The 12,793-nt window shown below is 42.0% G+C and carries 7 protein-coding genes, 2 tRNA genes, 3 rRNA genes and 2 pseudogenes; 2 read left to right on the forward strand and 12 right to left on the reverse strand.

The genetic code is table 11. The features are described from left to right. Positions 1-61: 61 nt before the first annotated feature. Both ABLC00_RS16090 and ABLC00_RS16095 read left to right on the forward strand, forming a co-directional pair. Positions 62-661 (forward strand): TetR/AcrR family transcriptional regulator, encoded by a 600-nt coding sequence (locus ABLC00_RS16090; RefSeq protein WP_006582625.1) that lies wholly within the window; start codon positions 62-64, stop codon positions 659-661. Beyond that, on the forward strand, positions 658-1,176 hold the full coding sequence (locus tag ABLC00_RS16095; RefSeq protein ID WP_006582624.1) for a GNAT family N-acetyltransferase: 519 nt from the start codon (positions 658-660) through the stop codon (positions 1,174-1,176). Before ABLC00_RS16090 ends, ABLC00_RS16095 begins: the two co-directional genes overlap by 4 nt. 29 nt (positions 1,177-1,205) lie before the next feature. Here the strand turns inward: ABLC00_RS16095 and ABLC00_RS16100 are convergent, their stop codons facing one another. From ABLC00_RS16100 to ABLC00_RS16155, 12 genes and pseudogenes are all read right to left on the reverse strand, one after another. Then, positions 1,206-2,369: an acyl-CoA dehydrogenase family protein gene (locus ABLC00_RS16100; RefSeq protein ID WP_006582623.1), complete on the reverse strand. Its 1,164-nt coding sequence runs from the start codon at positions 2,367-2,369 to the stop codon at positions 1,206-1,208. A 136-nt stretch (positions 2,370-2,505) separates the two neighbouring features. Continuing rightward, on the reverse strand, positions 2,506-3,069 hold the full coding sequence (locus ABLC00_RS16105) for a DUF4256 domain-containing protein (protein WP_006582622.1): 564 nt from the start codon (positions 3,067-3,069) through the stop codon (positions 2,506-2,508). Positions 3,070-3,090: 21 nt separating this feature from the next. Next, entirely contained in the window at positions 3,091-3,441 is a 351-nt protein-coding gene (locus ABLC00_RS16110; RefSeq protein WP_006582621.1) for a GFA family protein, read from the reverse strand. A gap of 128 nt (positions 3,442-3,569) precedes the next feature. After that, positions 3,570-3,965: pseudogene (locus ABLC00_RS16115) on the reverse strand (DUF2007 domain-containing protein). Positions 3,966-4,118: 153 nt separating this feature from the next. Next, positions 4,119-4,233, reverse strand: a 5S ribosomal RNA gene (gene rrf / locus ABLC00_RS16120). Positions 4,234-4,412: 179 nt separating this feature from the next. Continuing rightward, positions 4,413-7,303, reverse strand: a 23S ribosomal RNA gene (locus ABLC00_RS16125). Positions 7,304-7,643: 340 nt separating this feature from the next. Beyond that, positions 7,644-7,719, reverse strand: a tRNA-Ala gene (locus tag ABLC00_RS16130). 55 nt (positions 7,720-7,774) lie between these two features. Continuing rightward, a tRNA-Ile gene (locus tag ABLC00_RS16135) sits at positions 7,775-7,851 on the reverse strand. A 59-nt stretch (positions 7,852-7,910) separates the two neighbouring features. After that, a 16S ribosomal RNA gene (locus tag ABLC00_RS16140) occupies positions 7,911-9,448 on the reverse strand. The 16S, 23S and 5S rRNA genes sit together here with 2 tRNA genes alongside, the layout of an rRNA operon. 442 nt (positions 9,449-9,890) lie before the next feature. Next, positions 9,891-10,977 (reverse strand): annotated as a pseudogene (locus tag ABLC00_RS16145) (DUF6670 family protein). Positions 10,978-10,994: 17 nt separating this feature from the next. Beyond that, positions 10,995-11,828: a CDP-diacylglycerol--serine O-phosphatidyltransferase gene (pssA, locus tag ABLC00_RS16150; RefSeq protein ID WP_002050746.1), complete on the reverse strand. Its 834-nt coding sequence runs from the start codon at positions 11,826-11,828 to the stop codon at positions 10,995-10,997. 41 nt (positions 11,829-11,869) lie between these two features. Beyond that, on the reverse strand, positions 11,870-12,727 hold the full coding sequence (locus tag ABLC00_RS16155; RefSeq protein WP_004711861.1) for a 23S rRNA (adenine(2030)-N(6))-methyltransferase RlmJ: 858 nt from the start codon (positions 12,725-12,727) through the stop codon (positions 11,870-11,872). Positions 12,728-12,793: the final 66 nt, after the last annotated feature.

The following is a 12,793-nucleotide window of genomic DNA, read 5'->3' on the forward strand; positions in this document are numbered from 1 at the left end:
TGTGATGAAATTTAGAGAAATTTCCGTTATGGATTTTTAGATAAGGGAACAAACTGAACACATGATTGCCACTTCAATTGAACAAATTCCAAATATTTCTTGCTTTGACGATAGCCCGCGTGGTCGTTTATTACGGGGGGCTGCCTATTTATTTCACAAGCAAGGCTATGACAAAACGACTGTACGTGAACTTGCTCAATTTATTGGAATTCAATCGGGAAGTTTATTTCATCACTTTAAAAGTAAAGATGACATCCTCGCTCATGTAATGGAGGAAACCATTATTTACAATCTTGCTCGTTTAGAAGAGGCAGCACATCAATCTACTGATCCAGAACAACAATTACGAGCCCTTATTAAAGCTGAGCTTATTTCAATTACTGGCGATACAGGTGCAGCCATGGCTGTGTTGGTTTATGAATGGTTTGCCCTGTCAAAAGAAAAACAAGATTATCTTTTAAAAATGCGTAATGAATATGAGCAAATCTGGTTGGATGTTATTGAAAAATTACGCACTGAAGGCAAGGTAAAGCATGATGCCTTTATTTGGCGAAGATTAGTTGGTGGGGCAATTTCGTGGACCGTAATTTGGTATAAAGCTGAGGGTAAAGTCAAAATTGATGAGTTAACTGAAATGGTTTGGGAGATGGCATTAAAATGAGTCTAGTCTATTTACGTAAACCCAAGAAAAATGACCTTGCAGAAATTAAAGAAGCTTATGCACGTAGTGTTGAATTACATCAACCATGGGCATATCCACCAGCTGACTTTCAAACATATTTAGAACAAGAGCATCGCTATTTTGTCTGCTTAATCACTAGTCATTCGATTGCCGGAACATTTAATATTTCAAATATTATACGCGGTCACTTTCATTCAGCCTATTTGGGTTATGAAGCATTTCATCCCTATCAAGATCATGGCTATATGACGCAAGGCCTCAAATTATTACTCAATGAAGCATTTAAAAATTTAAATTTACATAGGTTAGAAGCGAATATACAACCTGACAATATTGCCTCAATTCAATTAGTAGCCCACGCTGGTTTCATAAAAGAAGGCTTTTCTCGCCAATATCTTCGTATTGGTGGAAAAACTTGGAAAGATCATGAGAGATGGGCAATTTTAAACGAACAATGGGTTGATCCGTTACAACTAATACTTGAAGAAGATTAGGTGGCACAAAAACCACCTAATCTATAACATCAGTAACCGAGCTGCTTACTAATCAAATCTTTCATAATTTCTTCAGCACCGCCACCAATCATATTCACCTTCACTTCACGGTAAATACGCTCAGATTTTGTCCCACGCATAAAGCCCATACCACCTAAAGTTTGCACAGCAGCATCAGCACAAAATTGCATAGCACGTGTTGCCACATTCTTAAGCATCGAAATCTGTGCCACCAATTCCGGCCCCTGTAAATTCGGCTGAGTCATTTTCCAAGCTGTTTCTTCAAGTAATGCCCGTGTTGTGGTTAATTGCGTTGCCATATCTACCAATTTATGACGTACTACTTGATGATCAATTAATCGCTTACCAAAAGTTTTGCGTTGCTGCGCCCACTCCAAAGCTTCTTCATAACAAACTAATGCATAGCCATAAGCGACTACTCCTAAGAAAAAGCGCTCCATATTAAAGTTATTCATAATAACTTTAAAACCGGCATTTTCTTTGCCAAGTAGATTTGATGCAGGTACTCGTACTTGGTCAAAATGCAAATGAGCCGTATCTGAAGCCCACCACCCCATTTTCTTTAAAGGCGTTTTAGTAATTCCTTCACTATGCGCATCAACGAGCAACATTGAAATGCCTTCAGCTCCAGTTTTTATGGGGTCTGTACGTACTGCAACAGTGTAGTAATCTGCACGAATTCCTGAGGTGATAAAAGTCTTCTCACCTGAGACAATATAATAATCCCCTTCCCGAACAGCTTTAGTTTGTAACGCTGCCACATCAGACCCACCACCTGGTTCTGTAATTGCTAATGCAGAAATTTTTTCACCGGAAATAATCTCTGGGAGGACTCTAGCTTTTAACTCCTCACTTCCAAAATGTTGAATTGGAGGGGCACCAATTGTGTGCACCATGAGTGAAGTATGTACTCCACCAGAACCCGCCTTTGCCATTTCAATACCAGCGAGTAATGAATAGAATGGATCTGCATCAGGAATACCACCATATTCTTGAGAAAAACCTAGACCCAATAGGCCAATTTCAGCAGCCTTTTTATAAAGCTCTCTAGGAAATGTCTCGGCCTCATCCCACTCATTAACAAAAGGTGCCATTTCTTTTTGCACAAATCGACGAACATTGTCAGCAAAAGCAATGTGTTGTTCATTATAGTAAATTGGGTTGAGTTGCATATTTAGAAATTTCCTGATGTTTTTATTTAATTCCTGAACATATCTTGTCATGTTTATTGTTAATCAAAAGTTGCAAGAATCTTCAATTTCTTGGCATAAAACATCAAATAGAATTATTTTTATTTAAGTACAACACCTATATTCTTAAACAACAACGAAAACCACGTACAGCATAATAAGACTGTGCTCCATTATGATAAATGAAGACCCGGCCATAACGACGATCAGCAAAAAGTGCTCCACCCAATTTACGAATCTCGACTGGGGTTGCGAGCCAACTCGAAGTTTTAAGATCAAACTCTTCAATTTGCTGTAACTGACGATATTGCTCTTCTGTTAAAAGCTCAACTCCCATTTCATTAGCAAGATCTATTGCACTGTTTTTAGGAGGATGATCTTTTCTAGATTCTAAAGCCTCACGATCATAGCAAAGGCTTCTACGGCCTTTTGGGGTTTCAGGAGAACAATCTACAAATAAATACTGATCTTTCTGCTGGTCAAAAACAATAACATCAGGCTCTCCTCCAGTATTTTCCATTCCTTGCAATGCCCATAGTTTGTCTGGAGATTTTATTAATTTATCCCGTACATTCAACCAATCGACTTCTTTATGACGATGTGTGTTCTTTTCAAATCTCGCCTTTAACAGTTCAAGCAGTAAATCTAATTGTGTTGAAGTTAACTGTTTTTTAGTGTTCATTGGATAAACCCCTAATAGCGATTAAACTGAACGCCCATCAAAATAATTTATTTTTATCTTATCTAAGTCAATACCATCTATACATCGTACATTAATCGCAAAGATTGAATTACCTTGATTATCTATACCTTGGGCATATGGATGAATACCACAATTTTTACAGAAATGATGGTTAATCACATGTTTATTAAAAGTATAGTTCGCCAAATTATCAGGAGTGTCCAAAGTAACTTTAACTTGATTAGTCGGTAGAAACCAAAGTAAAGATCCTTTCTTCTGGCAAATGGAACAATTGCAAGATAAAACTTCTGTTAGCTCACCTTCTACGACCAACTTCACCTGTCCACAATGACAACTTCCTTTATATTCCATAACCTTCTTCCTTTTATAATTTTTTATAGTTTTATAATACCCTCTATTATAGATCGTTTTTTAATCTTATTTTAGATTTGGGCCTTCTCTTTATAAAAACTTTAATAAATTAAGATAATAGATAATTATTAATTCCAAAAATATTGGCATTGTTTACATCTATTACCATTTTTAAAAGAAAATAAAGGTAAACCTAAGAACATGAGTGCCATAAAGGCTGATTTTTTTCTTTTTGTGTAAGGTTCAATATCATAACTTCCGCAGTTAGGACATCGTCCTTTATTTTTTCCAAACTCTTGCTCTAAGTCTTCACTAAAATCTTTTTCAAGAAGTGCTTTCGCATCATTGAGGTCTTTTTCTAGTACTAATAATCGGACTCCACCCAATGCATTTGAATAAAATCAGTCCATGTTAATTGTATGTTCATTTTCAATACGAACGGGAATTCCAAAAGCCTCTAATTGAGTCTTTGCAATTTGTGCCTCATAAGGAAATGAAAAAGTTTTAACTAAAATCCATTGCATATACATATTAAATTTCTAATTAGGTGAATAATTTTAGATTAGCTCTATTTTTTTATAAATTGAATTAAATTTAATATCTAAAGCATTGGACATAAAATTCCTGCGCAATAAAAAACACCCCCACTCTTTAGAATGGGGGTGTTTAGAATAATGAGCTGGCGATGACTTACTCTCACATGGGTAACCCCACACTACCATCAGCGCTAAGAGGTTTCACTTCTGAGTTCGGGAAGGGATCAGGTGGTTCACTCTTGCTATGGTCGCCAGCACAACTGTTTATGGATACTTGCTTTGGTCTTATTGACTGCCGAAGCGTTTTCCAAATCTTTACAGATTGGGCTGATTGAATCTGGCTGTGTTCATTTTATCTAGTGGAATAACTAAATCAAGTTGCTTTGTAGATTTATGAATCGATTGATGCTTTATATACAACTGCTTGGGTGTTGTATAGTCAAGCCTCACGAGCAATTAGTATTGGTCAGCTTCACATATCACTATGCTTCCACATCCAACCTATCAACGTCCTAGTCTCGAACGGCTCTTTAGAGGAATAAATTCCTAGGGAAATCTTATCTTGAGGTAGGCTTCCCGCTTAGATGCTTTCAGCGGTTATCCCTTCCGAACATAGCTACCCGGCGATGCGACTGGCGTCACAACCGGTACACCAGAGGTTCGTCCACTCTGGTCCTCTCGTACTAGGAGCAGATCCTCTCAAATTTCCAGCGCCCACGGTAGATAGGGACCGAACTGTCTCACGACGTTCTAAACCCAGCTCGCGTACCTCTTTAAATGGCGAACAGCCATACCCTTGGGACCTGCTTCAGCCCCAGGATGAGATGAGCCGACATCGAGGTGCCAAACACCGCCGTCGATATGAACTCTTGGGCGGTATCAGCCTGTTATCCCCAGAGTACCTTTTATCCGTTGAGCGATGGCCCTTCCATACAGAACCACCGGATCACTAAGACCTACTTTCGTACCTGCTCGACTTGTGGGTCTCGCAGTTAAGCGCGCTTTTGCCTTTATACTCTACGCGTGATTTCCGACCACGCTGAGCGCACCTTCGTACTCCTCCGTTACTCTTTAGGAGGAGACCGCCCCAGTCAAACTACCCACCAGACACGGTCCTCGTCCCGGATAACGGGACAGAGTTAGAACCTCAACATTACCAGGGTGGTATTTCAAGGACGGCTCCATTGGAACTAGCGTTCCAACTTCAAAGCCTCCCACCTATCCTACACAAGTAAGGTCAAAGTTCAGTGTCAAGCTGCAGTAAAGGTTCACGGGGTCTTTCCGTCTAGCCGCGGGTACACTGCATCTTCACAGCGATTTCGATTTCACTGAGCCTCTGCTGGAGACAGCGCCGCCATCATTATGCCATTCGTGCAGGTCGGAACTTACCCGACAAGGAATTTCGCTACCTTAGGACCGTTATAGTTACGGCCGCCGTTTACTGGGGCTTCGATCAAGAGCTTCGCTTACGCTAACCCCATCAATTAACCTTCCAGCACCGGGCAGGCATCACACCCTATACGTCCACTTTCGTGTTTGCAGAGTGCTATGTTTTTAATAAACAGTTGCAGCGGCCTGGTTTCTGCGGCTGTCATCAGCTCAGGAAGCAAGTTCCATCACCAACAACAGCGTACCTTCTCCCGAAGTTACGGTACCATTTTGCCTAGTTCCTTCAGCAGAGTTCTCTCAAGCGCCTTGGTCTACTCGACCTGACCACCTGTGTCGGTTTCGGGTACGATTCCTGTGTAACTGAAGCTTAGAGACTTTTCCTGGAAGCATGGTATCAGCCACTTCGCTGTACAAGTACAGCTTGCTATCGGATCTCAGTATAGAGTACCCCGGATTTGCCTAAGATACATACCTACATCCTTCCACCTGGACAACCAACGCCAGGCTGACTTAACCTTCTCCGTCCTCTCATCGCATTACACAGAAGTATTGGAATATTAACCAATTTCCCATCGACTACGCCTTTCGGCCTCGCCTTAGGGGTCGACTCACCCAGCCCCGATTAACGTTGGACTGGAACCCTTGGTCTTTCGGCGAACGGGTTTTTCACCCGTTTTGTCGTTACTCACGTCAGCATTCGCACTTCTGATACCTCCAGCATACTTCTCAATACACCTTCATCGGCTTACAGAACGCTCCCCTACCACTTGACTAATGTCAAATCCGCAGCTTCGGCACATAGTTTTAGCCCCGTTACATCTTCCGCGCAGGCCGACTCGACTAGTGAGCTATTACGCTTTCTTTAAAGGGTGGCTGCTTCTAAGCCAACCTCCTAGCTGTCTATGCCTTCCCACATCGTTTCCCACTTAACTATGATTTTGGGGCCTTAGCTGGCGGTCTGGATTGTTTTCCTCTTGACTACGGACGTTAGCACCCGCAGTCTGTCTCCCGGATAGTACTCATAGGTATTCGGAGTTTGCATCGGTTTGGTAAGTCGGGATGACCCCCTAGCCGAAACAGTGCTCTACCCCCTATGGTATTCGTCCGAGGCGCTACCTAAATAGCTTTCGGGGAGAACCAGCTATCACCAGGCTTGATTAGCCTTTCACCCCTATCCACAAGTCATCCCCTGGCTTTTCAACGACAGTGGGTTCGGTCCTCCAGTTAGTGTTACCCAACCTTCAACCTGCTCATGGATAGATCGCCTGGTTTCGGGTCTATACCCAGCAACTAAACGCCCTATTAAGACTCGATTTCTCTACGGCTCCCCTATACGGTTAACCTCGCTACTGAATATAAGTCGCTGACCCATTATACAAAAGGTACGCAGTCACACCACGAAGGTGCTCCCACTGCTTGTATGCATGCGGTTTCAGGATCTATTTCACTCCCCTCACAGGGGTTCTTTTCGCCTTTCCCTCACGGTACTGGTTCACTATCGGTCAGTCAGGAGTATTTAGCCTTGGAGGATGGTCCCCCCATATTCAGACAAGGTTTCACGTGCCTCGCCCTACTCGTCATCATTATGTGTGCCCTTTCGTGTACGGGAATATCACCCTCTACGTTCGCACTTCCCAGAGCGTTCCACTAAAACACACATAACTTAATGGGCTGATCCCCGTTCGCTCGCCGCTACTGAGGGAATCTCAATTGATTTCTTTTCCTAAGGGTACTGAGATGTTTCACTTCCCCTCGTTCGCCTTGCAACACTATGTATTCATGTTGCAATACCTACCTTAAAGTAGGTGGGTTCCCCCATTCAGACATCTCCGGATCAAAGGATATTTGCCGCCTCCCCGGAGCTTTTCGCAGGCTATCACGTCTTTCATCGCCTCTGACTGCCAAGGCATCCACCACATGCACTTAATTACTTGACTATACAACCCCAAACAGTCGACGTTACCTACAAGTTAGTAACTTCAACATTTCAGTTTAGAGCACTGTGTATTTAAACACTGTACAGCTTCAATCTAAATTCATATACCAAAACGCTTGATTCAGTTAATTTGCTAGTTCTCAATTCATTCAGATTAATTACTTAATCTAAACTCTTGAGTGAACAATTTATTTCAGACTCAATTTTGCCAATCTGTTAATGAATAAACACGCCTTCGTCAGGTCATGCTTAATACCGTGATACTTAAATCACAGAAGTTAATAAACCAAGACCGAAATCTCTATTTACTAATTTCTGTAATCCGAACTTATCTTAAGTTCTGGTGGAGACTAGGAGAGTCGAACTCCTGACCTCCTGCGTGCAAAGCAGGCGCTCTACCAACTAAGCTAAGTCCCCAGCTTACATCATCAGTCATGTATCTTTTATCTATAACTTTAACCAGTCAAAGTCATGGTGGGTCTGACAAGACTTGAACTTGTGACCCCACGCTTATCAAGCGTGTGCTCTAACCAACTGAGCTACAGACCCTCAGATACATCTATGAAGAACAACTTGTTGTGGATTCTTACCAATCGTCAATCTTTCGTTAAGGAGGTGATCCAGCCGCAGGTTCCCCTACGGCTACCTTGTTACGACTTCACCCCAGTCATCGGCCACACCGTGGTAACCGCCCTCTTTGCAGTTAGGCTAGCTACTTCTGGTGCAACAAACTCCCATGGTGTGACGGGCGGTGTGTACAAGGCCCGGGAACGTATTCACCGCGGCATTCTGATCCGCGATTACTAGCGATTCCGACTTCATGGAGTCGAGTTGCAGACTCCAATCCGGACTACGATCGGCTTTTTGAGATTAGCATCACATCGCTGTGTAGCAACCCTTTGTACCGACCATTGTAGCACGTGTGTAGCCCTGGCCGTAAGGGCCATGATGACTTGACGTCGTCCCCGCCTTCCTCCAGTTTGTCACTGGCAGTATCCTTAAAGTTCCCGACATTACTCGCTGGCAAATAAGGAAAAGGGTTGCGCTCGTTGCGGGACTTAACCCAACATCTCACGACACGAGCTGACGACAGCCATGCAGCACCTGTATGTAAGTTCCCGAAGGCACCAATCCATCTCTGGAAAGTTCTTACTATGTCAAGGCCAGGTAAGGTTCTTCGCGTTGCATCGAATTAAACCACATGCTCCACCGCTTGTGCGGGCCCCCGTCAATTCATTTGAGTTTTAGTCTTGCGACCGTACTCCCCAGGCGGTCTACTTATCGCGTTAGCTGCGCCACTAAAGCCTCAAAGGCCCCAACGGCTAGTAGACATCGTTTACGGCATGGACTACCAGGGTATCTAATCCTGTTTGCTCCCCATGCTTTCGCACCTCAGCGTCAGTGTTAGGCCAGATGGCTGCCTTCGCCATCGGTATTCCTCCAGATCTCTACGCATTTCACCGCTACACCTGGAATTCTACCATCCTCTCCCACACTCTAGCTAACCAGTATCGAATGCAATTCCCAAGTTAAGCTCGGGGATTTCACATTTGACTTAATTAGCCGCCTACGCGCGCTTTACGCCCAGTAAATCCGATTAACGCTTGCACCCTCTGTATTACCGCGGCTGCTGGCACAGAGTTAGCCGGTGCTTATTCTGCGAGTAACGTCCACTATCTCTAGGTATTATCTAAAGTAGCCTCCTCCTCGCTTAAAGTGCTTTACAACCATAAGGCCTTCTTCACACACGCGGCATGGCTGGATCAGGCTTGCGCCCATTGTCCAATATTCCCCACTGCTGCCTCCCGTAGGAGTCTGGGCCGTGTCTCAGTCCCAGTGTGGCGGATCATCCTCTCAGACCCGCTACAGATCGTCGCCTTGGTAGGCCTTTACCCCACCAACTAGCTAATCCGACTTAGGCTCATCTATTAGCGCAAGGTCCGAAGATCCCCTGCTTTCTCCCGTAGGACGTATGCGGTATTAGCATCCCTTTCGAGATGTTGTCCCCCACTAATAGGCAGATTCCTAAGCATTACTCACCCGTCCGCCGCTAGGTCCAGTAGCAAGCTACCTTCCCCCGCTCGACTTGCATGTGTTAAGCCTGCCGCCAGCGTTCAATCTGAGCCATGATCAAACTCTTCAGTTAAAATCATTTTGCACCTTATTATAGACAAGGTGCCAATTCTGGCTCATCAATTACTGACTTAAATTTCGCTCAAATAAACTTCGAGTAATTTAAACCAATCAATCAATGAAAATTATTTCGATTAATCAATCAGTAAAAATCCACACAAGTTGTTCTTCAATTCTCTTAATGATCTTCTTCCTGGTTCGTCACCAGCAAGCTAGGTCGGCTATATTACTCTTAATCTCTTAAAAGTCAACAGGTAATTTCGATATTTTTAAAACTTGTCTTTTAAACCAACTTAACATCAAATTCATCACTTAAAGCAATCAACTTAATCTCAAGTAACTGTTTTTCAACAAGTTTCTATCTGCATCACCGCCGATGGATGTGCATTATAGACCATCCAAATCCCTTTGCAATACCTTTTTTAATATTAGCGCAACGACAGTTCGCTTTTTGATCAAAAATGATAAAAATATTCATTTTTTATATAAACACGGTTGTAAAAGCATCAATTTATCTAGGATTTTCTCATCTTGATTCTTCTCTTGCCATCTTAATGGACGGCAATCGATATATTCACAATATCCACCTTCTCCTTGAAGGCATTGATCATTCCAACTTAGCTGGTAACGGAAACTTCCAATATATCCAGCAGCGAATCCAAATTTGTAATCACCACGACTTTCTGCATAGAGTTCGAAAATTACTTTTCCATTTTTTTTACATTGCCAAGAAAACTCTCGAGGTAAATACATTTCACGTCCATGTGGTGTTTCAACCTTTGGATAAACCCGATGGATATGGAAATTAACATCTTCCGTAAATGTGACAGCAGGCTTGCCTAGCTCTTGAATATCTAAACGTGAAAACAGAATAATATTCCATTGATTTCTTATTTGAGAAAGTGTGATTTGTGTTGTTTCATTTAAATTAATAATCTGACAGGTATAAAAACATAAAGATAAGAAAGGTAAATGCAAGGCCCGAGCATGTTTAAAACGTCCTAATCCATTGACTTCATATTTCTGCCCTTTATATAAAATCTCTCCTTCACAATGACATAAAACAGACCAATAGTCAGATATTCCCCACTGTAGTGCTGAAGAATTGGAAATATCAGAAGGTGTTTGGACAACTAAGTCACAACTCATTTCAGAATCTGTTCGTGTAAGCTGAACTCTTGGAATTTGCCATTCAATAAGATCTGTTTTATCAAATTGGTAACTATTAGGAGTAAGTTGACATTGTCTTCGAATAGAATAGGTTTTTAAGTGACCTACACTGTGCAGGCTGTTACTCACCAGTACTGTTGCTGTATCAATTGCTGAAGTCACAATACTGTTTGCGTTATAGCAAAGTGGAATTCTAGGCTGCCCGATTAGACTAATATAATTAAAATAACGAAGTGGGGCCGGTAAATTTGGAAGGATTAAGCCTTGATAGACAACTTTAAAGAAGCCTCTAGCGGGTTGATAAACAACACCCTCATTTGAGTTGAGGCTCAGTTGCTGTAATTGATTTATTGGACTCATCAACTTCGGCATACTGAACCTCATCTAATTTATGTTTTGATAGTCTCGTTATTTTTTTTAGCTAAAAGTGTGGTAACAAAACCTGATAGAGCATAGATGATTGAAACAATCAGAATACCCATTGGGATATTATAAGTGATTGCTGCGAAAATCAGTACTACCGGCAACATAACTACAAAAGGAACACGTTTGCGGTCCATTTGCTTAAATGAATAATATTTTATATTGGAAATCATAAGTAAACCAACAACAACCATGATTACCGCATTAATGACCTGAATCGCAATATCACGCAAATCGAAAATAAACGGATAATCACGAGCCACCCATACAAGCGAAATAATGATAATTGCAGCTAATGGACTTGCAATACCAATAAAATAGCGTTTATCAACTACTCCAATTTGAACATTAAAACGCGCCAAACGGAATGCTGCACAAGCCGTATAAACAAAACAGCATGCTAAGCCGATGCGACCTAAATCATGGAGACTCCAGCTATACATCAGCATTGCTGGCGCCACACCAAATGCTAACAAATCAGATAAAGAATCATATTGCTCACCAAAAGCACTTTGAGCACCAATAGCTCGGGCAACACGTCCATCTAATCCATCGAACAAAGCAGCAAGAAAAATGGCATAGATCGCTTGTGTAAATTCGCCATTCATACTTGCAATAATGGAATAGAAACCAGACAACAAAGCGGCTGTCGTGATTAAGTTAGGCCAAAGATAAATACCTCGGCGCTTCACTTTTTGTCCTTCCGGATTATCTTCTTCTTCAACCACTTCGAACGTAATCCCATCAAAAGAATGTTCATTATGAGTTAAATCTTGCTCTGGTTTAGGCGCATTTGTCATTATTTTCTATTCCAAACATGTGCATTGATTTAGATTAATTATTACTCACCCACTAACCAGCGAACAGCAGCGTGACCACCTGTTTCTTGCATACGTAAGTGAGGAAATAACCATTGTAGGGCTTGGTCTGCTTGCTCAGAGAACTGCCAAGGTGGGTTAATTACCAATAAACCACAACCATTCAGACCTACAGGTGTGTCATCTGGCCATACACAAATTTCACAAATTAATTGACGGCGAATTCCAGTTTTGAACATTTTCTTTTCAAAACGTTCAATCATTGCGCGGTCTTTGATTGGATACCAAACTGCAAAGACACCTGTTGGCCATTTCTTATAAGCGCTTTGCAAGAGCTCAACCAATTGTGGAAAGTCTTTACGTTCTAATTCGTAAGGCGGGTCAATCATAACCAGACCGCGCTTTTCTTTCGGTGGAATTACACCGAGCAAGCCTTCATATGCATCACGCTCATGTAAACCTGCACGTTTATCGCGAATGTTATGACGTAATTGCTGAAAAACATCGCGCTGCATTTCAAATATAGTCGCTTTGTCGATTTCACGCATACCTTGCAAAGCAAACCAAGGAGAACCCGGATAGCTACCTTTACCTTCTTCAGTACGTAATTCTTCTACAAGTTTTAAGTATTGCTGGATTGCTTCAGGAGCTTGACGTTTTTCCATTTCAGAAAGCTGTACAAGACGATGAATACCCGTTAGGAATTCTCCTGACTTTTGTGCAGGTGCTTGAGATAGATCATATTTTCCTGCCCCTCCATGCGTATCGATATAACGATAAGGTTTATCTTTAGCATTTAAACGGTTGAGAAGCTGTAGCAAAAGCACATGCTTCATAACATCTGCAAAGTTGCCCGCATGGAAATGGTGACGGTAATTCATGTTGACTTTAATTCCTCAATTCAACGAATAGTTTAACATGAAAAAAATATTCTTTCGTAAGGTTGT

Source organism: Acinetobacter nosocomialis (genome assembly GCF_041021905.1).
In the GTDB taxonomy this organism is placed as follows: Bacteria; Pseudomonadota; Gammaproteobacteria; order Pseudomonadales; family Moraxellaceae; genus Acinetobacter; species Acinetobacter nosocomialis.

Bases quoted from the DNA above. Each gene is read 5' to 3' on its own strand.
- ABLC00_RS16090 (WP_006582625.1), top strand. From the start codon at position 62: ATGATTGCCACTTCAATTGAACAAATTCCAAATATTTCTTGCTTTGAC.
- ABLC00_RS16095 (WP_006582624.1), top strand. From the start codon at position 658: ATGAGTCTAGTCTATTTACGTAAACCCAAGAAAAATGACCTTGCAGAA.
- ABLC00_RS16100 (WP_006582623.1), bottom strand. From the start codon at position 2,369: ATGCAACTCAACCCAATTTACTATAATGAACAACACATTGCTTTTGCT.
- ABLC00_RS16105 (WP_006582622.1), bottom strand. From the start codon at position 3,069: ATGAACACTAAAAAACAGTTAACTTCAACACAATTAGATTTACTGCTT.
- ABLC00_RS16110 (WP_006582621.1), bottom strand. From the start codon at position 3,441: ATGGAATATAAAGGAAGTTGTCATTGTGGACAGGTGAAGTTGGTCGTA.
- pssA (WP_002050746.1), bottom strand. From the start codon at position 11,828: ATGACAAATGCGCCTAAACCAGAGCAAGATTTAACTCATAATGAACAT.
- ABLC00_RS16155 (WP_004711861.1), bottom strand. From the start codon at position 12,727: ATGAATTACCGTCACCATTTCCATGCGGGCAACTTTGCAGATGTTATG.